We start from the raw sequence: 20,238 nt of genomic DNA, 5'->3' as shown, positions 1-20,238 counted from the left end.
CACGCCCGAATGGAGCAATGAGACAGATGACAACGTCCAGTAGTCACGACCAGGCCTCCCGGAGGAGGGTGAGCGTGGAAATAAGACCCATGGTCTGGGCGGATATGCCCGACCTGGTGGGGACCTTTGATGCCACCTGGAAGGTGCAGGAGGATCCCGAGGGGGGTGTGTCCCGTCTGAGCGCAGCCCATTTCATCCTGCACTATCTGGTGGGTGCCACCAGGGCTCGGATAGCTGTCGATGGGCAGGACTTCCTGGGGGTGACCCTGCTGGCCGAGGGGCGTGGCGAACCTTGCTTTCCCCAGGCCGAAGAGGAGCTGGAGCAGGTGGACCAGCAGCTGTCCGCCACGGCGCTGGGCGCCCAGACCCTGGACCGGGCCCGCCAGTGGCAGCTGACCGAGGTCAGGCTGGAGGAGCAGTGCGGTCTGGCCGTCCCGCCTCAGGCTGAACTGAGACTCTTCCTGGTCTCCAGCCGTGCCCGGGGACGCGGCGTGGGTGGCGCCCTATGGCGGGACACCCTGGAGCATCTGGACCAGGCGGGCATCGAGCGCTTCTACCTGCATACGGACTCCTCCTGCGACGTGGGCTTCTACGACCATCAGGGCATGGAGCGGCTGGCCGAACTCAAGGGGCGGGACCATGCGGCCTTCGCAGGGCGCGACCCTTCCGACGACCCGCAGTTCTTCGAAGGGATTGACGACATCTTCATCTACGCCAGCCGTGTGAGCGACCTGCTGGGCAAGGACGGTGATCATGGCGGCCGCTAAATCCCCCTTCCTGCGCCTGTTCACCTACCCGGGTGCCGCCGGCTTCTGCCTGTCGGCGGTTCTGGCCCGTCTGCCCCTGGGCATGATGGGTCTGGGCATCGTACTGGCCTTGAACCACATCTATGACAACTGGACCTCGGCCGGGCTGATGAGTGCCGTCTACACGCTCAGCGCGGCCCTGGTCACCCCCTTCTACGCCCGCCTGTTCGATCGGTTCGGCCAGCGTCGGGTCGGGGTGATCGCCCTGATTGTGCAGGCTCTGGCCATCCTGGGATTCGCCGTGGGAGCCATGCGCCGGGTTCCCCTGGGTGTGCTCTTTGTTCTGGCGGCCCTGATGGGCCTGACCCAGTTCGCCTTCGGAGCCCTGGTGCGTACCCGCTGGGCCTGGGTGCTGCGCGACGACAAGACCAATCTGCTCAACACCGCCTATGCCCTGGAGTCGGGGCTGGACGAGTGCGTCTTCATCCTGGGGCCCATCCTCTCCGCCTACCTGGCCACCTCGGTCAGCCCGGTCTCCCAGCTCTACCTGCCTGCCCTGGCCCTGCTGGTCGGCGGACTGACCTTCTTCGCCATGCGTTCCACCGAGCCCCCGGCCGTCGTCCGCATGGAGGCCGTCAGCCAGTCTGCGGCGGATCATTCCCCGGTGGATGCCCATGGGGACGTTCTGCCAAGCGAAACTGACGGCCACCAGGGCTCCCGCTCGGCCCTGGTCTATCCGGGAATCTTCCTGCTGGTGGTGATCTTCGTCGTCTTCAACATGAGCTTTTCCGCTGTTGACGTCTCGGTGACCGCCCTGACCAAGTCCATGGGTCGCGAGGGGGCGGTGGGCCTGCAGCTGGCCCTGTTCGCCCTGGGCTCCCTGTGCGGGGCGCTGATCTTCGGCTCCGTCAGGCTCAAAGGATCCCGTTGGCGCTATCTGACGACCTTCCTGGTGTTGCTGACCCTGGGCTACGTGGTCTTCCGCCTGGTCATGGACAATCTGGTCCTGCTGGGTCTGGCCGAGGTGCTGACCGGCCTGTGCGTCTCGCCCATCTTTGCCACCGGCAACCTGATTGTGCGCGAGAACGTGGATGCCCGGGCCCTCACCGAGGGGCTCTCCTGGCTGTCCACCGGCGGCTCCATCGGCACCTCCCTGGGATCCACCCTGGCCGGGGTCGCCCTGGATCAGTTCGGGCCTCACGGCGGCATGACCATTCCGGCGGTGGTCACCTGCTGCGCTATCCCCCTTGCACTGCTGGGCTGGGCCAGGAGCCGCGGGAGGGGTATGGTCGTGGAAAAGACCGAAAATGCTGAGTGAAATGAACGGTGAAGAAGGAGGCAGCCGATGATTCGCGTATCGGTGCTGGGTGCAGGCGGACGCATGGGAACCGAGGTGGTGCGTGCTCTGAATGACGCGCAGGATGTGCAGACGGCCATGCTGTTGGGCCCGGATGACGATCCGGCGGCGATCAATCCGAGCAACACGGATGTGGCGGTCGACTTCACCAGCCCCGATGCAGTCCTGGACAATACCTTGACCCTGATAGGGCAGGGGGTCCACTCCGTCATCGGCACCACCGGCTGGACCAAGGGGCGTCTGGACCAGGTCAGGCAGGCCTTGGACGGGCATCCCGGGCTCAGCGTCTTCATCGCTCCCAACTTCGCCATCTCCGCAGTGCTGGCCGACCGGTTCGCAGCCATGGCGGCCCGCTACTTCGAGTCGGCCGAGGTGATCGAGATGCACCATCCCGACAAGGTCGACGCTCCTTCCGGCACGGCTCTGGGGACCGCTTCCGCCATTGCCGAAGCCCGCCGCCAGGCTGGCATGGGTCCCATGCCCGACGCAACCCGGCAGCCTGATGCTTCCAGGGGCCGGGTGGTTGACGGTGTCCATGTCCATGCCGTTCGGCTGCGGGGACTGAACGCACACGAGGAGATCCTCATGGGTAACCCCGGCGAGCAGCTGACCATCCGCGCAGACAGCTTCGAGCGCGTCTCCTTCATGCCCGGAGTCCTCCTGGCCGTGCGCCGTGCTGGAAGCATTCCAGGACTGACCGTGGGCCTGGACCACTACCTGTTCTGATATCCGCAAGAGCGTCCCCATCTGCAAGTAGCGTGAAGATATGATCGAGACCGTTACCCATCTGCTTCCTCCTGCACCCTTCGGACGGGTGATCCCCGCCATGATCACGCCTATGAATAAGGACGGATCCGTGGATTATGGGGCTGCCGCCAATCTGGCCCGCACCCTGGTGGCCGATGGGGCCGACGGCATCCTGGTCAACGGCACAACAGGCGAGTCTCCCGTCACCCACATGGAGGAGAAGGTCAACCTGGTAAGGGCCGTCAAGGATGCCGTCGATGTGCCCGTCATCTCCGGAGCGGGATCCAACGACACGGCGCACACGGTACGCATGGTGGAGATGACCCAGGAGGCCGGGGCCGATGCCTTGCTGGTGGTCATGCCCTACTATTCACGCCCCTCCCAGGATGGGGTGGTGGCCCACTTCCGCTCTGTATGCCAGTCGGCTCAGCGACCGATCATTCTTTACGATGTGCCCGGACGGACCGGACTGCACGTCGAGCTGGATACCTACCGGCGCCTGGGCGAGTTGGATGCGATCATCGCCGTCAAGGATGCCACGGGCGACTTGGCCTCCATGCCCCGCAAACGCCAGGAGACCGGCCTGACCTGGTACTCAGGCGATGACGGACTCTATCTGCCCTTCCTGGCCTTGGGCGCGGTCGGCGTCATCTCGGTCATTGCCCATGTGGCATCCGGACCCATGAAGCGTCTGGCTGACGACTTCGATGCTGGCGACCTGGACGGCGCAAGGGATCTGGCCGTGCGTCTGGACCCGCTGGTCCAGGCTCTGAACGGCCGGGGGCAGCAGGCCGTCATGGCCAAGGCCGCTCTGAAGGCGGCCGGCAGACTGGACCAGACCGCCATGAGGCTGCCCAATCTGGGTCCCGATGAGGACCAGGTGGCTCTTGCCCGCAAGGGCATGAAGGCTGCCGGGCTGATCTGAATCAGTCCTGAAAGCAACGTCGCCCCTGTATAGGCAGGGGCACAGATGATAGAAACACAAGTGAGTATGGCAAGAAAACAAGAAGAATCAAACACGACCGGCAAGAGCAGAAATCGTCGGTCCTCCTCCAAGAATAACAAGCAGGGGTCAGGCAGGTCCCGGGGCGAATCCCGTAGCCGCCGCAACGGCGCCATCGCCCGCGGCAAGGGCACCCAGACCGAGCAGCATCTGGTGGCGCCCCCCAAGTATCGCAAGGGTTCCATGCGTATCGTCCCCCTGGGTGGCCTGGGCGAGATTGGCCGCAACATGAATGTGATCGAGTACAACGGCCACATCCTGCTGATCGACTGCGGCGTGCTCTTCCCCGAGGAGGAACAGCCGGGCGTGGATTTGATCCTGCCTGACTTCAGCTACATCAAGGACAAGCTGGACCAGGTGGATGCCCTGGTTCTGACCCACGGGCATGAGGATCATATCGGCGGCGTGCCCTACCTGCTCAAGCTGCGCCCGGACATCCCCCTGATCGGCTCCAAGCTGACCCTCGGATTCGTCGATGCCAAGTGTGAGGAGCACCATCTCAAGCCCACCGAGGTTGAGGTCAAGGGCCGCGACAAGCTCAAGGTAGGCCCATTCAACCTGGAATTCGTGGCAGTCACCCACTCCATTCCTGACGCCCTGGCCGTCTCCGTGCGCACCCCGGCAGGCCACATCATCGACACAGGTGACATGAAGATCGACCCGCTGCCCCTGGATCACCGCCTGACCGACCTGCGCGAGTTCGCCAAACTGGGGGAGTCCGGCGTGGATCTGCTCATGGTCGATTCCACCAACGCCGAGGTCCCCGGCTTCGTCAAGCCCGAGATCTCCATCGCCCCCGCCCTGGACAAGGCCTTCGCCGAGGCCCAGCGCAAGATCATCGTGGCCTCCTTCTCCAGCCACGTCCACCGGGTGCAGCAGGTGGTCGACGCCGCCCACAAGTTCGGCCGCAAGGTGGTCTTCGCCGGCCGGTCCATGGTCCGCAACATGTCCATCGCCTCCGACCTGGGCTACCTGCACCTGCCTGAGGACACCGTGGTCGACCTCAAGGACGCCCACAGCATTCCGGACGAGAAGATCGTCTACATGTGCACCGGATCCCAGGGCGAGCCCATGGCGGCTCTGGGCCGCATCGCCGACGGGACCCACCGCGACATCACCATCAACGAGTTCGACACGGTCATCCTGGCCAGCTCGCTGATTCCCGGCAACGAGCATGAGGTCTACAAGGTCATCAACAAGCTGGTGCGTCTGGGCGCCAAGGTGGTCAACCGCGACAACGCGGCCATCCACGTCTCCGGCCACTCCGACGAGGGCGAGCTGCTGCACTTCTACAACATCGTGCAGCCCAAGTGCGCCATGCCCATACACGGCGAGAACCGGCACCTGGTGGCCAACGGTCTGATTGCCGTCAAGACCGGCGTGGATCCGCAGAATGTGGTCCTGGCCGAGGACGGCGACGTGGTGGACCTCTACCATGGCCAGGCCGCTGTGGTCGGGTCCGTGCCCTGCGGATACGTCTATGTGGACGGCGACTCCGTGGGCCAGCTGACCGACGACGAGCTGGAGGAGCGCCGGATTCTGGGCACCGAGGGCTTCGTCTCCGCCTTCGCCGTGGTCGACACCGAGACCAGCAAGGTCGTCTCCGGCCCCAAGCTCTACCTGAACGCCGTGGCCGAGGACGAGAGCGAGTTCAAGTCCATCAATGCCCAGATAGTCGATCAGCTTGAGGATGCCATGTCCAAGGGGACCACCGGCACCTACCAGCTTCAGCAGATGATGCGCCGCACCCTGGGCGGTTGGATCTCCCGCAAGCTGCACCGTCGGCCCATGATCGTGCCCGTGGTGGCCGACATCGCCACCGACGTGCAGCCGCAGGACTGACCTCCACTGCCCGCATACTGATACCGAAGGCTCCGGTCGCCCAGATGGACGGCCGGAGCCTTCAGTGTTATCAGTAGACAGTAGCGGTTACATGCTCACGATGATCTTGACATGGTTTTCCGCGTCCTCACGCAGCTGGCGGAAGCCCTTGTCCACGATGTCCTCGACCTTGATCCTGTCGGTGATGAAGGTGGACAGGTCGATGTTCCGGTCATGGATGAGCTTGATGGCATCGGCATGATCGTTCGCGTATCCCATGGTGCCGCGGATGAACTTCTCTCCGAAGCCCAGCTCCTTGGTCAGGTTCAGCGTGATGGGCTTGCCATGAAGGGCCACGACCATGAGTCCGCCGGTGGCCTTCAAGGCCTCCAGAAGCTGGTGGTCGACAGGCTCTGCCCCTGCTGCATCGAAGGCCAGGTCAGCCCCGGCTTCGTCGGTTTCCTGGCGGACCCTCTCCGCCAGGTCCTCTTTGCTGGGATCGACCACGATGTCGGCCGAATGCGACTGAAGGGCCTTCTCCTTACGGGCTGAGGAGAGTTCGGACATGATCACCCGGACTCCCTTTGCGCGCAGAATGGTGCCGATGAGCAATCCCACCGGCCCGGCGCCTCCGACCACTGCGGTCTGGCCTTCTTGGGGTTCCATGGCACGGATGGCGTGATGGGCCACGGCGAAGGGCTCGATCATGGCAGCCTGATCCAGGGGGATGTCGCCCACGGGGAAGACATGCTCCGCCGGAACCACGATATGCTCGCTCAGTCCGCCGCCCCCTCCGTTGATGCCGATGCCGGCCAGCTTGTCGCAGTCATTGTAGTTGCCGGCCTTGCAGGCCGGGCATTCGCCACATGCGATTTCGGCCTCGACGACCACCGAGTCGCCCACCTTCATATCCGTGTGCACATCATCGGCGATCGCCTCGACGGTACCCGAGATCTCATGGCCGAAGACCACCGGCAGGGTCTCTCCCGTCAGGGGATGGGGGTGGTCGGGCGAATTTCCGCCCCCGTTGACTGCTCCATCGTAGTAAAGATGAACATCGGAGCCGCAGATGCCGGTGAAGGCGGGATGGATCTTGATGGTTCCCGGCTTGAGCTCAGGCTCGGGCACGTCCTCCAGACGTACATCTTCCTTGCCGTAGTACATCAATGCTTTCATATCGTATATCCTCTCTGATATGCGTGTAGGCCCTGCATGGACGAAGTTGAACACCCAACATGACATCCCTGCGGGCAGGTGACGCTCCCTCATTGGAGACCGCCCGATTCCCATATTACCGTGGATATGTGGCCATGTTGATGGGAGTTTCGGCCAGAACCTCGCCGCCCTGGTCGAAGTCAAAGTCGCCCAGCCAATGTCCGAACCTGCTGGGTCCCTTGCCGCACCAGACCACACAGGCGCTGCGGTCGGCCTGTCCGCTCAGCAGACGGTTGGCGGTTCCGGTTACCCTGTCGTTGCCCAGACGGTAGTCCAGGAACTTGCCGTCCCCGTAGTGGCGGGCCACCCGCTGACGCTGCTCCTGGTCCAGCACCCGCCAGGGGTCGGCGGCGCAGAAGACCCTGGCGGGCAGATCCTGCTCCGCTGCCTGGATCAGGGCCAGGCCTCCACCCAGGCTATGTCCGGTAAAGAGGACCCCGCGTTCGGTTCCCGCCTTGTGCCGGGCCAGGTCAAGCGCCTGCTCGGCCAGGATGCCCGCCTGCTGCGTCTGCCCTGGTTCCCCATTCAGCGGTGGCAGGAAGCAGGTCAGCGCGGCATGGATATCGTGGCGGGGGTCGTCGCGCAGGTTGGTGCCTGCATAGACCACGATCAAGTGGGCATAGTCCGGACCGTCACCCATGTTCCGGGCGGCGATCATCCCCTCGAAGCCGTTTTCGGGGCAGTAGCGTGAGCGCAGCACCCAGTAGCTGCCCAGAGTCGGATCCTCGAACCAGTGCAGGCCCGGCCTGGTCTTGACATCCCCTCGACCGATCCCGTAGGAGTACTGGCAGAGCATGTTGAGCTGCTGTGTGGTAAACCCGGTCCGGACCTGCATGACGCTTCCTTTCTGCCAGACTCACAAGGCAACGACCATGAACAACCGCCTGGAGGCCCGACTATTCCCGTCCGGACTGCGCCGTCAGAAAAGAGGGGAATCGTCCTTTTGGCTCGTCGGCGTGTGCCGGCATTAGACTTGACATGCCATATCCATACAGGACCTATGCCGATGCCGGTGGGGGCACCGGCATCCATGCGCGAAAGGAAATTCATGCCCGGAGCCAATCTGACTCGTGTGGAAGCCGAAGAGCGAGCCGTCGTCGTATCCAATGTCAGCTACAAGGTCAATCTGGACCTGACCAAGGGGCCTGCCACCTTCCCCTCCTCGGCCCTGATTGACTTTGATGCCCGGCCGGGGGAGTCCACCTTTGTGGATCTGATCGCCGACCAGGTCAGCCTGATCGAACTCAACGGCCGGCGTCTGGACCCGGCCCTGACCTTCCGGGATGACCGGATTGAGCTTAACGACCTGCGCGAGCACAACCAGCTGCGGGTGGAGGCCCTCTGCCGTTATTCGCGCACAGGCGAGGGTCTGCATCGCAGCGTGGACCCCTCGGATGGCAACGTCTACCTCTACTCCCAGTTCGAGGTGCCCGATGCCCGCCGCGTCTATGCCGTCTTCGACCAGCCGGATATCAAGGCCGTCTTCGATTTCACCGTGGACGCTCCGGCATCCTGGACGGTCCTGTCCAACATGCCTCCCGCCTCCCATCAGGACCTGGACAGCCGCACCGCCCAGGGGACCCTGGAGGGCGGCCGCACCGAGGGCGTGACCCGCTGGGTCTTCCAGACAACCCCGGTCATGAGCTCCTACCTGACCGCCTTCGCCGCCGGCCCCTATGCCAAATGGACCAGCGAATACCGGAACGAGGATGGACGGACCATCCCCATGGGCCTGTACTGCCGTCAGGCGCTGAAGGATTCCCTGGACGGGGACGCCGAATACCTCTTCGACGTGACCAAGAAGGGCTTCGCCTTCTATGCCAGGACCTGGGATCTGCCCTTCCCCTGGGCCAAGTACGACCAGATCTTCGTGCCCGAATACAATGCGGGCGCCATGGAGAACATCGGCCTGGTCACCTTCCGCGACTCCTACGTCTTCGAGTCCAAGGCCACCGGGGCCCAGATCAACCGCCGTGTGGAGACCGTCCTGCATGAGCTGGCCCACATGTGGTTCGGCGACCTGGTGACCATGAAGTGGTGGAACGACCTGTGGCTGAACGAGTCCTTCGCCGAGTTCATGTCGACCCTGGCCACCGCCGAGGCCACCGAGTGGACCGACGACTGGGCCACCTTCTGCTCCGGCGAGAAGAGCTGGGCCCTCACCGAGGACCAGCTGCCCACCACCCACCCCGTGGTGGCCCCCATCCGCGACCTGCATGACACCGAGGTCAACTTTGACGGCATCACCTATGCCAAGGGGGGTTCCGTCTTGAAGCAGCTGGTGGCCTATGTGGGCCGTGAGCGCTTCTTCCAGGGCATCCACAACTATCTGACGGCTCATGCCCACGGCAACGCCACCCTGAAGGATCTGCTGACCGAGCTGGAGAAGACCAGCGGCCGCGACCTGGGCAACTGGTCACGGCTCTGGCTAGAGGAGGCCGGCATCACCACGCTGACCAGCCAGGTGCAGACCGACGAGCGTGGGACCATCACCGCCATGCGTATTGACCAGACCGCCCCCGAGGAGCATCCCGTCCTGCGTCCGCATCGCCTGGCGGTGGGCCTCTATGATGAGGACAAGTCCGGCAAGGTGGTGCGCACGGACCGGTTCGAACTGGATCTGGAAGGCCAGGGAGCCGAAGTGCCCCAGGTCGTTGGCAAGAAGCGTCCGGCCCTGATTCTGATCAATGACGACGACCTGACCTACGCCAAGCTGCGTCTGGATCAGGACTCCCTGGAGTATGCCACGCAGAACCTGTACCGGATCGAGGACCGTCTGGCCCGTGCCGTGGTCTGGCTCAGCCTTTGGGACATGACCCGGGATGCGCAGTTCCCTGCTGAGCGCTTCATCAGCCTGAGCCTGAAGGCTCTGGCCACCGAGCACCAGTCCACCACCTTCCGCTACGCTCTGTCTCAGATCTCCAAGGCCGCCCATCACTTCACCGCATCCCGTCGCCGCCAGCCCATGTTGCAGCTGGTGGCCAGCACGCTCTGGGATCTGGCCATGAAGGCCCAGCCCGGTTCGGACGAGCAGTTCCAGCTTGTCCGCGCCTACCTGGGTTACGGGGATGACGCCGACTTCGAGGATCACGCCCGGGGTCTGCTGAGCGGCGATCTGAAGCTGGAGGGGCTGACCATCGACAACAACACCCGCTGGCTGATCATCCATGCCCTGTCCGCCCACGACCTGCTGGCTGACGGGGAGATCGACCGGGAGCTGGCCGCGAAAGACACCACGGAGAACCGCGAGTTCGCCATGGGCGCCCGTGCCGCCCGCCCGACTGCCGAAGCCAAGGCCTGGGCCTGGGGTCAGGCCCTGCACAACGAGGACCTGACCAACTCGCAGATCGAGGCCCTGGCCGACGGTTTCTCCGGCTCGGGGGACCAGGATCTCTTCACACCCTATGTGGACCGTTTCTTTGCTGCTGTGGACCAGGTCTGGACCCAGAAGACCTTCCACATCGCGGAGACCCTGCTCAACCCGCTGTCGGCAGGCGGACTCTACCCGACCAAGGCCGACCCGGCCGCCCTGGTCAAGGCGGGCGACGCCTGGCTGGCCGACCACGCCGAGGCCCCCAAGGCCCTGCGCGGGATGATCATCCAGAACGTGGAGTCCTCCAGGCGCATCCTCAAGGTCCGCGAATACAACGAGCGCCTGCGCTGAGCGCTCTTTCCGCCCCGGCCCTTGTGGCGACGGGTCAGGGGCGGGGCCATAATGAATCTGTCGCCTGCATGCAGGATGGTACGTTCGGAGGAGAGCAATGCCCAGATTATTCGGTACCGATGGTGTACGCGGTTTAGCCAATAGAGACCTGACTGCACAGCTGGCCCTGGATCTGGGCGATGCGGCGGTCCGTGTCCTGGGTCGTGGAGCGGATCGGTCCGCGGGCCGTCGACGTGCCCTGATCGGCCGCGACACCCGGGTCTCCGGGGACTTCCTGGCCTCGGCCCTGGCCGCCGGCATGTCTTCGGGCGGCTTCGACGTGATCGACGTGGGCATCATTCCCACTCCGGGCATCGCCTACCTGACCAGCGTGCTCAACGTGGAGATGGGGGCGGTCATCTCCGCCTCCCACAACCCGATGCCAGACAACGGCATCAAGTTCTTCGCCCGGGGCGGGTTCAAGCTCCAGGATTCCAAGGAGGACGACATCGAAGCGGTCCTGGGCCAGGACTGGGAGCGCCCGGTGGGTGAGGGCGTGGGCCGCGTCTCCCATGACACGGTGACCGCCACTAATATGTACATCGACCACCTGGTGGAGGCCGTGGCCCCTGTCGCCCCCGACAAGACCCAGCCCAAGCCTCTGGACGGTCTGAGGATCGTGGCCGACTGCGCCAACGGTGCAACCTCGGTGGTAGCCCCCGAGGCCCTGCGCCGGGCCGGAGCGGATGTAGTGGTCATCAACGCCTCTCCTGACGGCTACAACATCAACAAGCACGCCGGCTCCACCCACCCCGAGCAGCTGCAGGCCATGGTCAAGGCCTCGGATGCGGTGATGGGCGTGGCCTTCGACGGGGATGCCGACCGTTGTCTGGCCGTGGACGAAGAGGGAAACATGGTCAACGGCGATCAGATCATGGGCATCCTGGCCCGCGCCAAGCAGCGCGAGGGCAAGCTGGCCAACGACACGCTGGTGGTCACGGTCATGAGCAACCTGGGACTCAAGTTGGCCCTGAAGCAGATGGGCATCGTCACCGTCCAGACGGCTGTAGGCGACCGCTACGTCCTTGAGGAGATGCTGCGCGGCGGCTACACCCTGGGCGGCGAACAGTCGGGGCACGTCATCAACCGCGAGTTCGCCACCACCGGAGACGGGACCCTGACGGCCCTGACCCTGGCCAAGGAGGTCGTGCGCTCGGGCAGGAGCCTCAAGGAACTGGCCGCCGACTTCCCCCAGCTGCCCCAGCAGCTGATCAACGTCTCAGGTGTGGACAAGAACGCGGCCCGCACCAACGCCAAGGTCCAGGATGCAGTCGAGGCGGAGGAGCGGATGCTGGGCAGCACGGGCCGGGTCCTGCTGCGGCCATCGGGCACCGAGCCCCTGGTCAGGGTCATGGTCGAGGCTGCCACCCAGGAGCAGGCTGACCAGGTATGCCAGCGGCTGGCCTCGGTCGTGGCCGACGAGCTGGCCATCTGAACCAACGACCCAGGAAAGGCGGAATCATCCATGTTCGGCAGAAAGGCGGCCTTCGACGCCGACCTCAACAACCGGGTGGAGTCCATGCTGGCCGAGGCCGGCAAAGAAGAGCTCCTGCCCATCGTGCAGATGGGTGAGCCCGTTCTGCGTCAACAGGCCCAGCCCTACCAGGGTCAGCTGGCAGCCAAGACTCTGAACAGGCTGCTCAAGGCCATGCGGGCCACCATGCTTGAGGCTCCGGGCGTGGGGCTGGCGGCACCTCAGGTGGGCCTGGGCCTGGCCATCGCGGTCATCGAGGACCATGTCCGCGACGACGAGGACGATCCGCGCCAGATTGACGAGCTGCCCTTCAGGGTCATCATCAACCCCTCCTATGAGCCTATCGGGCAGGAGACTGCGGCCTTCTACGAGGGATGCCTGTCCCTGGAAGGATTCCAGGCGGTTCGGCGGCGCTGGCTGGACATCACCGCCAGCTGGGAGGACCGTTCCGGGCGCAAGCACTGCCAGCACATGCACGGCTGGCCGGCCCGCATCTTCCAGCATGAGACCGACCATCTGTCGGGCGAGGTATACATCGACAAGGCTGAGATTCGCAGCCTGTCCTCCGACGACAACCTGAGCGAGTACTGGGCCTACGACCCGGTTCCCACCGAAGCGGCGCGGGAGCTGGGCTTCACCATCTGAATCCAGTGAACCCCTAAATTCTCTTGACCCTCTGGTCCAGGGCCATGGCTTCTGTTAGCTCCGGACCGTCCCCCCTCAAGGGTGCCACCGGGTGCATGGTCAATGCTTCTGAGGCACGACGGCCGGACTCCACAGCCTTGGGCAGGATTGCCTTGCCCTCCATGCCTGGGTCCAGCCAGGAGTCCAGGTTCTCATCGGTGATCAGCAGGGGCATCCGGTCGTGCACCCGGGCGGCCTCTGGCGTGGCTTGCGTCGTCAGGATGGTGGCTGTCAGCAGCCAGGGTTGGCCAGGTCTGGCACGCCACCAGGAGTAGAGCCCGGCGATGTTCAGTGTGTGGCCGTCGGGAGCCTGGAAGTAGTAGGGCTGGTGGTCGGGTGTCCACTCGTAGTAGCCGCTGGCCGGAATGATGGCCCTCTGACTCCTGGCCGAGTCCGCGTAGGTTCGCTTGGTCAGAGCGCTCTCCACTCGGGCGTTATGGGTGGGGTAGGCCATTTGATCGCTTTCCGACCAGGAAGGGACCAAATTCCAGCGGGCCGGATGCAGATGCCGCTGCCCATGACGGTCTTGGGCCACCAAAGCGATGACAGACCCGGGGCTGATGTTCCAGGAGGGCTTGGGCAGTCCCGGAGCCTGTCGGGCACCGTAGCGTTGGGCCAGGTTGGAGTAGTCCAGGTCAGCCGCAAATCGTCCACACATGAAGCCCATTCTATGGATGCTTGGAGGCCCCGTCGAGGAAACGCCGGAGGCCTTTTTCCGGGCCAGTCTAAATGCTGATTGACCCTTCTTTCCTGCTACCATGAAGGTGGTCTGCGGCAGCGGTGTATACATTGAGGATGGCCGTGGCCACAGCGGAATATTCAACGTTGTTTTTTGCCCTGCCTGGCATGATGCCGGTGGCGGCATTGTGATTAGGAGATGGTTTATGCCTCAGAAGATCAAGGCGTCGATTGCCTACGGCATCGGCAAGGGCTTTGCCCAGCCCGAGGAGATCATCATTGACGACCCCATTGGCGCGGAGGTCCTGGTGGATGTGCAGGCCTCGGGTCTGTGCCATTCGGATCTGCATCTGGTCGAGGATGACGACAAGTTCTTCCCCTTCCCGGCTGTGATCGGCCATGAGATTTCGGGCATCGTCGAGGCCGTGGGCCCCGAGGTGTCCGGCATCAAGGTGGGCGACCACGTGGTGGCCTCCCTGGAGCAGGTCTGTGGACACTGCGCCAACTGCCTCAAGGGCCAGCCCCAGTCCTGCACTCAGCAGCAGGAGTGCGTGCGCGGCGCGGGCGAGAAGCCCCGTCTGTCCTTCCCCGACGGCCGGCCCATAACCCAGGCCTTCGGCACCGGCGGCTTCGCCGAGAAGGCCCTGATTCACGAGAACCAGCTGGCTGTGGTCAACAACCAGGTCAAGTGGGATGAGGCCGCCTGCATCGGCTGCGCCACAATCACCGGAGCCGGAGCGGCAATCAACACCGCCCATGTGCGTCCCGGCGACACCGTGGCTGTCATCGGCACCGGTGGTATCGGCCTGAACATCATTTCGGGAGCCCGGATTTGCGGCGCCAAGCGGATCATCGCCATCGACCTGCTGGACAACAAGCTGGAGTTCGCCCGCAAGTTCGGCGCCACCGACGTCGTCAACTCCAAGAACGAGGACCCTGTGGCCAAGGTGCGCGAGCTGACTGACGGCGGCGTGGACAAGGCCTTCGAGGCCATCGGTCTGCCCGTCACCATGAAGCAGGCCTGGGACATGCTGGGCGTGGGCGGCACCGCCTACCCGATCGGTCTTACCAAGCCTGATGCCACGGTCTCCTTGGAGATCAACCCGGCCGACCTGCTGGTCCACCAGCGCGGCTTCAAGGGCGTGTGGATGGGCTCCACCAACATCAAGCACGACATCCCCATGTACGCCGACTTCGCTGTGGACGGCAGGTTGAACATGCACGATATCGTCAGCCAGCACATCAAGCTGAGCCAGATCGACGAAGCCTACAAGCAGCTGGTCAACGGCGAGGTCATCCGTTCGGTCATCACCGAATTCGACTGATGACTTCCACTGTTCGGTATGACTGCTGAAGGTCATGCCAAACAGGGTTCTTATAGGGGTTCTGATGACAAGGGGCTCCGGGCGCGCAAGGCATCCGGAGCCCCTTTGTCGTTTTGGCAATCCCAGAGCCTGATCAGGCCAGGAGCCTGCCGATGTTCTCGGCCACTGCGGCGAGGTTGTAGGCGGCCTTGGCCATGGCATCCTCAAGGCTGACGGCCCCGGGGCTGATGCTGAAGATGGCGTCGATGCCCACCTTGTAAAGCTCTTCGGTCCCGGCTCCAAGGTTGCCCGCCAGGGCGATGACCTTGCAGCCGGGGGAGGACTCCTTGACGGCCTGGGCTGTGCCCATGGGGGTCTTGCCGAAACCGGTCTGGAAGTCGATGCCGCCCTCGCCGGTGAAGCAGAGGTCGGCGCCGCGGGCCAGCTCCTTGAGACGGGTGGTCTCCACGACGATGTTGACCCCCGAGGCCATGACGGCCGGAGTGAAGGCCAGGAATCCTGCACCCAGACCACCGGCGGCCCCAGCACCCGGCTTGGTCTCCACCTCCCGATGCAGATCCCTGCGAATGACGGCTGCATAGTGGGCCAGGGCCGCATCCAGGGTGGCCACCATGGATGGGTCCGACCCTTTTTGCGGTCCGAAGACGGCCGAGGCTCCTTCAGGGCCGGTCAGAGGGTTGGTCACGTCCGAGGCCAGACGAATGCGGGTGCGAGCCAGCCGGGGATCCAGCCCGGAGACGTCGATCCGATCCAGCCGGGCCAGCGCCGCTCCACCCTGTGTCAGATCATTTCCGTCAGCGTCCAGGAGCCGGGCACCCAGGGCCTGGGCCATGCCGGCGCCGCCGTCGTTGGTGGCCGATCCGCCCAGGCCGACGATGATCTCCTGTGCGCCCTGGTCCAGGGCCTGGCTGATCAGCTCGCCTGTGCCATAGGTGGTGGTGACCAGCGGGTCCCGGGTCTGTTCGTTGACGAACTGGATGCCGCTGGCCGCAGCCATCTCGATGGCGGCTGTCCGTCCGTCGCCCAGGATGCCGTAGCTGGCGTTCACGGTCTGGCCCAGGGGTCCGGTGACCTGGGTCTGGATCATGTGGCCTTCGGTTGCATCGACCAGGGACTGGACCGTGCCCTCGCCACCGTCGGCCATGGGCACCAGGACCATTTCGGCCTTGAGCGGGCTGCGTCGCAATCCCCGTTCGATGGCCTCTGCGGCCTCCTTGGCGGTCAGGCTGCCCTTGAAGGAGTCGGGTGCGATGATGATTTTCATAGGTGTGACCTTTCCTGACTCGTCCCTTCAGAAGACCAAACAGACCAGCATGGCCACCCGGGGTCATGGTCAGGCCTACCAGGCTCGCCCAGGGTCATGCTGATGGGCTTGGTGAGGAAGCTGCTGCCCAGGATAAGGCTTGTGGAGATTGCAACGGTCATGGGGATGTTGACAATCGATGTCAGCATGGGTCCAAGCATGACCATGACTTGGATGAGGTTTGTGATCTGCATGGGCAAGTCTGAGCTGGAGCTTTGCCAGACTAGGCATGGCTCGGCTCTGCTGCCTAAACCTCTGCCGCTTAAACATCGGTTGTTTAGTTATCGGCGGAAAGCTGTTTCAGTTCGGCGCGGACCTTCTGGAGCTTGGCGAAGGCTGTGTTGCGGTCCTGGGTGGTTTTGGCCCGGCCGTGGTCTCCGGTCAGCTTGGCCTCCTGGGCCTTGAGCAGGTCGATGCGCTCGCGGACGGCGAGTCGGTTGTCCAGATTCGTGCCGTCAGTCTGATCCAGGGTCACCTGGGCGCAGAGGCTGTCCCAGAGCTGGTCCATATCATCGCCGACCAGGGTTAGGCTGGTCTGATCAACAGGGCGGGGCCTGCCCAGGTGGAGCGTATGCCTGGTCTCATGACCAGCCTTGGTGGGCAGGGCCCGGCGGACGGCCGGCGTGCAGACGAGGCCCTCTTCACCCTGGTGGATGGTGATGAAGACCATGCCTGAGGAGCGCATGGCGGCGATGTGTTCCAGCACGTCCTCCGGCACATCGGGGGTCTTCAGCCCGACTGCCATGACCAGCACCTCGTGGCAGTGCGCGCCATCCGTCACAGGGATGCTACCGGGCCGCAGCAGGGCCAGCATGACGATTTTGCCGACGCTGGTGGAGAAGTGCTGGCGCAGTCGTGAGGAGACGGGCGGTCGCGTGGTGAAGGCCCTAATGGGCAGTTCGCCCTTGGCTGCTGGAATGGCGGTGGTGGGCGGCAGACCCAGGGAGAGCGCGGATATGCCTTCGTAGCTTGCGATTGTCATCCTTGGCCTTTCTGTCGCTGTTTCCGTCATTTTACCGGCAGGAGCGCGACCAGGGGCAAGAGTGTCCGTTTGCCGGCATTGTATATTGGCTGTAAACCCACAGGACCGGATGCGAGGAGCTGTGCGGGTTGGAGTAATGAGGGCTGAATGATGAGCAACGATGCAGAGATGACTGTAACCGACGAGGAACGCGAACTTCTGGAGGGATGGACCGAAGTCGACGGGGACCTGGATGGCTGCAGTCCGGATATGGTCCGGGTCGTTCTGGGCTCCAGGCTGACCTTCGGGCGCGTGGACGCTCCCCGCTCCCGTCATTGGCAGGTGCCGGAGGGGGTGGACTGCCTGAACGACATCGCATATGTGGATGATGGCCTGCGCGCCCACAAGCTGGACCTTTACCTGCCTCATGATGCCCGGCTGCGCAACGGCAGGGTCATCCCTGTCTACATCGACATCCACGGCGGCGGGTTCATGTACGGCTACAAGGAGCTCAACCGAAACTTCTGCACCCACCTGGCCAAGCGCGGCTTTGCGGTCTTCTCGGTCAACTACCGGCTGATTCCCAGCACGGACTTCATGGGCCAGCTGGGTGACGTGCTGACGGCCCTGACCTGGATCAAGACCCACCTGGACGAGTATCCGGTTTCGCCCGACCGCATCTTTCTGACGGGAGACTCGGCTGGAGGCACCCTGGCCCTCTATACGCTGGCAGTGGAGTCCGATGACCAATTCGCGCAGAGGCTGGGGCTGAAACCTGCCGGGCTGCGGCCCCGTGGCGCTGCCTTGGTCTCAGGGCTTTTTGACCTGACTCCTTACTTATCGGTGAATCTGGATGACTTCCATCCAACTGGTTCGCCCACCGATGACCTATCCATGGTTGCCCCATCCTTCTTTGGAGGCTTCGTGCAGGCTGGGGGCGATCAGGTGGCCGACCTGACGACCATGGTCGACATGGTCCACCTGCCGCCGGTCTTTCTGAACACCAGCGCCGACGACTTCCTGCAGGGCGAAGCGCTCAGGCTGGCCGAGATTCTGTGCAGGAGGGGCCGTGATTTCGAGCTGCATGACCTGAGGCCCAACCGCCTGCAGTCCTTGGGACACGTCTATCCTGTGGCCATGACCTGGCTGGAGGAGAGCCGTCAGGCCCTGGACCGGATTCACGATTTCTCCTACGACCTGATATGAGCCTTTCATCGCGCCCGGTTCATCCGGTCACTGGCTATGATGGGAGGAGAAAGGTGGGCATCGATGGCGCAAGGCCCCCGGTGTCTGCACCGCCGCTTACAGAGGAGTGATTCATGGACGAGAAGACCTTGGTAGAGAAGCTGAGCAACCTGGAGACCATCGACCAGCTGGTTGATCTGTCCAAGGAGATCGGGCAGCCCCTGTCGTACAACGACGCTGACCAGCTCTTCGGCAGGATCAACCAGTGCAAGAATGATGTCGCACAGCTGGGCGGCGACACCATCGCCAAGCTGGCCAAGCAGGTCTTCAACATCTGAGGTATCGGAATCTGAGGTATCGGATTCCACAAGGGCGGGCCGACGACCGGTTCCGCCCTCTTTTTATGCCTGATTTCATGCCCGGGACCGGGCCTCCTGCTCGATCTGGGCCAGGCTCTTGCCTCGGGTTTCGGGCACCATGACCCAGGCGAACACCAGGGCGCACACATTGATCAGGGCGAAGAGCAGGTAGGTGCCGGTGCCACCCAGCCGTGCCAGGAGGGTGGGGAAGACCAGGGAGAGCCCGAAGTTGGTCAGGTTCATGGCCACGTTGGCGTATCCCATGCCGCGGCTCTTGACCTGCTGGGGGAAGATCTCGGACAGGAGCAGCCAGGTGACCGGGGCCACCAGACCCTGGACGAAGATCACGTAGATCATCATCATGCCGATCATGATCCAGGCGGCCGTGCGTGACCCGCTGCCGGGAGCACCGACGAACCGGTAGCAGACCCCGATGGCGGCAAGGAAGACGATGGTGCCTGCAAGTCCCACAGCCAGAATGACACGGCGATCGAAGCGGTCGATCAGTCCCAGCCCTCCGATGATGGCCGCTATGGCGGAGACCAGGATGACGGGCACGGTGGCGACCATGGACAGGGAGGTGTCGAAGCCCAGGGTGTCGGTGAAGATGGTCGGCGCGTAGTAGTTGACGATGTTCAGTCCGGTCAGCTGGTTGATCATGGCCACGCCGATGCCTACGATCAGCACCCGCCGGAGCCAGGGGGCCTTGAAGCTGGCGGTCTTCGCGCTCGCCGGCTGCGATAGCTCCTGCATGGTCACCCGGGCCTCTGCCTGGTCGCGGGTGGACTCCAGGAAGGTCTCTGCCTGGTCCGATTGGCCACGGCGGATCAGATGGGCAGGGCTGTCATGCAGGAAGCAGGCCAGCAGGGCCAGCAGGATGGCCGGAGGCACCAGAGCCCAGAGCATGGTCCGCCAGTCGGCACCCATCCGGTCCATGATGGCGTTGACGCTGACCGCCAGAAGCTGCCAGACCACAATCATGACCGAGTTGACCGAAACCACCCTCCCGCGTTCCGCGGTGCCGACCATATCGGCCAGGTAGATGGGCACAATGGTGGAGGTCATGCCGATGCCAGCCCCGATGATCAATCTTCCCAGTCCCAGCAGGGCCAGACTGGGGGCCAGGGCGCTCAGCAGGGCTCCGGGGATGGCCAGCAGGGCGCCGGCCAGGATGATGTGCTTGGGACCGAAGCGGTCATTGAACTTGCCTGCCAGGTAGGATCCCAGCGCGGCACCTATCAGCAAAGCGGATGTAACCATGCCCTGTTCCCCGGCCGTCAGATGTCCGCCCGAGCCGGAGCCTAGGTTCATGCCGACCAGCGCCCCGGAGATGACGGTCAGGGTGTAGCCGTAGAGGCCGCCGGCCAACACGCCCAGGGCGGTCATCAGTTGCAGATTGTGCCGCCGTCCTTGAGTCGCAACCATGTGTTCCCCTTTCGCCAGATCATCCGGGCAGAATCAGAGTAATCATAGGCATCTGGGGAGTGGTCCGTCGATCCGGCTCGCCATTGTGGACAGGGAATCAGCCGGAAAACCGGCTGCTGGATTCGCTATCTGGGTCCAGTAATCCGGTGACATGAAAATCTGAGGATATTGTCCACGACTTGCGTCTGTCATTGGCAGCGAAACTGCTCAATTTCGCATATGATAAACAAGCATCCACCACAAGGACATCGT

17 protein-coding genes are annotated in these 20,238 nt (G+C 63.8%); 11 read left to right on the top strand and 6 right to left on the bottom strand.

Translation table 11 applies throughout. The features are described from left to right. Positions 1-17 precede the first annotated feature (17 nt). The 5 genes from ACUIAF_RS04345 (at position 18) to ACUIAF_RS04325 (ending at position 5,695) form a co-directional block, all read left to right on the top strand. Positions 18-767 carry a GNAT family N-acetyltransferase gene (locus ACUIAF_RS04345; RefSeq protein WP_445339132.1) on the top strand — a complete coding sequence of 250 codons (750 nt, stop codon included), beginning with the start codon at positions 18-20 and terminating at the stop codon, positions 765-767. Continuing rightward, entirely contained in the window at positions 754-2,064 is a 1,311-nt protein-coding gene (locus tag ACUIAF_RS04340; RefSeq protein ID WP_015021450.1) for an MFS transporter, read from the top strand. Before ACUIAF_RS04345 ends, ACUIAF_RS04340 begins: the two co-directional genes overlap by 14 nt. Positions 2,065-2,091: 27 nt before the next feature. Then, positions 2,092-2,829 carry a 4-hydroxy-tetrahydrodipicolinate reductase gene (gene dapB, locus ACUIAF_RS04335; RefSeq protein WP_198217724.1) on the top strand — a complete coding sequence of 246 codons (738 nt, stop codon included), beginning with the start codon at positions 2,092-2,094 and terminating at the stop codon, positions 2,827-2,829. Between the two features lie 40 nt (positions 2,830-2,869). Continuing rightward, positions 2,870-3,775 (top strand): 4-hydroxy-tetrahydrodipicolinate synthase, encoded by a 906-nt coding sequence (gene dapA / locus ACUIAF_RS04330; protein WP_445339131.1) that lies wholly within the window; start codon positions 2,870-2,872, stop codon positions 3,773-3,775. Between the two features lie 66 nt (positions 3,776-3,841). After that, a complete protein-coding gene (locus ACUIAF_RS04325; protein WP_198217839.1) occupies positions 3,842-5,695 on the top strand; it encodes a ribonuclease J in 1,854 nt (617 codons plus the stop codon). Positions 5,696-5,782: 87 nt separating this feature from the next. Here ACUIAF_RS04325 and ACUIAF_RS04320 read toward each other — a convergent pair whose 3' ends face one another. Both ACUIAF_RS04320 and ACUIAF_RS04315 read right to left on the bottom strand, forming a co-directional pair. Next, positions 5,783-6,850, bottom strand: a complete 1,068-nt coding sequence (locus ACUIAF_RS04320; RefSeq protein ID WP_015021454.1) for a 2,3-butanediol dehydrogenase — start codon at positions 6,848-6,850, stop codon at positions 5,783-5,785. A gap of 115 nt (positions 6,851-6,965) precedes the next feature. Then, entirely contained in the window at positions 6,966-7,724 is a 759-nt protein-coding gene (locus ACUIAF_RS04315) for a hypothetical protein (RefSeq protein ID WP_198203709.1), read from the bottom strand. A gap of 213 nt (positions 7,725-7,937) precedes the next feature. Here ACUIAF_RS04315 and pepN point away from each other — a divergent pair, with 213 nt between their 5' ends. The 3 genes from pepN to ACUIAF_RS04300 all read left to right on the top strand — a co-directional run bounded on the left by pepN (position 7,938) and on the right by ACUIAF_RS04300 (position 12,711). Further along, complete coding sequence (gene pepN, locus ACUIAF_RS04310) at positions 7,938-10,553, top strand: aminopeptidase N (RefSeq protein ID WP_445339130.1); 2,616 nt, start codon at positions 7,938-7,940, stop codon at positions 10,551-10,553. A 97-nt stretch (positions 10,554-10,650) separates the two neighbouring features. Then, on the top strand, positions 10,651-12,027 hold the full coding sequence (glmM, locus tag ACUIAF_RS04305; protein WP_198217726.1) for a phosphoglucosamine mutase: 1,377 nt from the start codon (positions 10,651-10,653) through the stop codon (positions 12,025-12,027). A 30-nt stretch (positions 12,028-12,057) separates the two neighbouring features. After that, positions 12,058-12,711 (top strand): peptide deformylase, encoded by a 654-nt coding sequence (locus tag ACUIAF_RS04300; protein WP_445339129.1) that lies wholly within the window; start codon positions 12,058-12,060, stop codon positions 12,709-12,711. Positions 12,712-12,724: 13 nt separating this feature from the next. On the opposite strand, the gene ACUIAF_RS04295 is transcribed toward ACUIAF_RS04300, so the two are convergent. Continuing rightward, positions 12,725-13,408 (bottom strand): SOS response-associated peptidase, encoded by a 684-nt coding sequence (locus tag ACUIAF_RS04295; protein ID WP_445339128.1) that lies wholly within the window; start codon positions 13,406-13,408, stop codon positions 12,725-12,727. 226 nt (positions 13,409-13,634) lie between these two features. On the opposite strand from ACUIAF_RS04295, the gene ACUIAF_RS04290 reads away from it, so the two are divergent. Then, on the top strand, positions 13,635-14,753 hold the full coding sequence (locus ACUIAF_RS04290; RefSeq protein WP_015021460.1) for a zinc-binding dehydrogenase: 1,119 nt from the start codon (positions 13,635-13,637) through the stop codon (positions 14,751-14,753). 133 nt (positions 14,754-14,886) lie between these two features. On the opposite strand, the gene ACUIAF_RS04285 is transcribed toward ACUIAF_RS04290, so the two are convergent. Continuing rightward, positions 14,887-16,017: a glycerate kinase gene (locus ACUIAF_RS04285; RefSeq protein ID WP_445339127.1), complete on the bottom strand. Its 1,131-nt coding sequence runs from the start codon at positions 16,015-16,017 to the stop codon at positions 14,887-14,889. Positions 16,018-16,333: 316 nt separating this feature from the next. After that, entirely contained in the window at positions 16,334-17,038 is a 705-nt protein-coding gene (locus tag ACUIAF_RS04280; RefSeq protein WP_198217733.1) for a DUF4391 domain-containing protein, read from the bottom strand. 150 nt (positions 17,039-17,188) lie between these two features. Here ACUIAF_RS04280 and ACUIAF_RS04275 point away from each other — a divergent pair, with 150 nt between their 5' ends. Together ACUIAF_RS04275 and ACUIAF_RS04270 are read left to right on the top strand one after the other, a co-directional pair. Next, positions 17,189-18,223, top strand: coding sequence for an alpha/beta hydrolase (locus ACUIAF_RS04275; protein WP_445339126.1), 1,035 nt, complete (start codon positions 17,189-17,191; stop codon positions 18,221-18,223). A gap of 113 nt (positions 18,224-18,336) precedes the next feature. Then, positions 18,337-18,540 (top strand): hypothetical protein, encoded by a 204-nt coding sequence (locus ACUIAF_RS04270; protein ID WP_015021464.1) that lies wholly within the window; start codon positions 18,337-18,339, stop codon positions 18,538-18,540. A gap of 75 nt (positions 18,541-18,615) precedes the next feature. On the opposite strand, the gene ACUIAF_RS04265 is transcribed toward ACUIAF_RS04270, so the two are convergent. After that, positions 18,616-19,986 (bottom strand): sugar porter family MFS transporter, encoded by a 1,371-nt coding sequence (locus tag ACUIAF_RS04265; RefSeq protein ID WP_110416900.1) that lies wholly within the window; start codon positions 19,984-19,986, stop codon positions 18,616-18,618. Positions 19,987-20,238 lie beyond the last annotated feature (252 nt).

The sequence above is a fragment of the Bifidobacterium sp. ESL0822 genome (assembly GCF_052606675.1).
The sequence above is the reverse complement of the archived record's forward strand: the minus strand, read 5'-3'. Positions and strand labels throughout refer to the sequence as shown.

Bases quoted from the DNA above. Each gene is read 5' to 3' on its own strand.
- ACUIAF_RS04345 (WP_445339132.1), top strand. From the start codon at position 18: ATGAGACAGATGACAACGTCCAGTAGTCACGACCAGGCCTCCCGGAGG.
- ACUIAF_RS04340 (WP_015021450.1), top strand. From the start codon at position 754: ATGGCGGCCGCTAAATCCCCCTTCCTGCGCCTGTTCACCTACCCGGGT.
- dapB (WP_198217724.1), top strand. From the start codon at position 2,092: ATGATTCGCGTATCGGTGCTGGGTGCAGGCGGACGCATGGGAACCGAG.
- dapA (WP_445339131.1), top strand. From the start codon at position 2,870: ATGATCGAGACCGTTACCCATCTGCTTCCTCCTGCACCCTTCGGACGG.
- ACUIAF_RS04325 (WP_198217839.1), top strand. From the start codon at position 3,842: ATGGCAAGAAAACAAGAAGAATCAAACACGACCGGCAAGAGCAGAAAT.
- ACUIAF_RS04320 (WP_015021454.1), bottom strand. From the start codon at position 6,850: ATGAAAGCATTGATGTACTACGGCAAGGAAGATGTACGTCTGGAGGAC.
- ACUIAF_RS04315 (WP_198203709.1), bottom strand. From the start codon at position 7,724: ATGCAGGTCCGGACCGGGTTTACCACACAGCAGCTCAACATGCTCTGC.
- pepN (WP_445339130.1), top strand. From the start codon at position 7,938: ATGCCCGGAGCCAATCTGACTCGTGTGGAAGCCGAAGAGCGAGCCGTC.
- glmM (WP_198217726.1), top strand. From the start codon at position 10,651: ATGCCCAGATTATTCGGTACCGATGGTGTACGCGGTTTAGCCAATAGA.
- ACUIAF_RS04300 (WP_445339129.1), top strand. From the start codon at position 12,058: ATGTTCGGCAGAAAGGCGGCCTTCGACGCCGACCTCAACAACCGGGTG.
- ACUIAF_RS04295 (WP_445339128.1), bottom strand. From the start codon at position 13,408: ATGTGTGGACGATTTGCGGCTGACCTGGACTACTCCAACCTGGCCCAA.
- ACUIAF_RS04290 (WP_015021460.1), top strand. From the start codon at position 13,635: ATGCCTCAGAAGATCAAGGCGTCGATTGCCTACGGCATCGGCAAGGGC.
- ACUIAF_RS04285 (WP_445339127.1), bottom strand. From the start codon at position 16,017: ATGAAAATCATCATCGCACCCGACTCCTTCAAGGGCAGCCTGACCGCC.
- ACUIAF_RS04280 (WP_198217733.1), bottom strand. From the start codon at position 17,038: ATGACAATCGCAAGCTACGAAGGCATATCCGCGCTCTCCCTGGGTCTG.
- ACUIAF_RS04275 (WP_445339126.1), top strand. From the start codon at position 17,189: ATGAGCAACGATGCAGAGATGACTGTAACCGACGAGGAACGCGAACTT.
- ACUIAF_RS04270 (WP_015021464.1), top strand. From the start codon at position 18,337: ATGGACGAGAAGACCTTGGTAGAGAAGCTGAGCAACCTGGAGACCATC.
- ACUIAF_RS04265 (WP_110416900.1), bottom strand. From the start codon at position 19,986: ATGGTTGCGACTCAAGGACGGCGGCACAATCTGCAACTGATGACCGCC.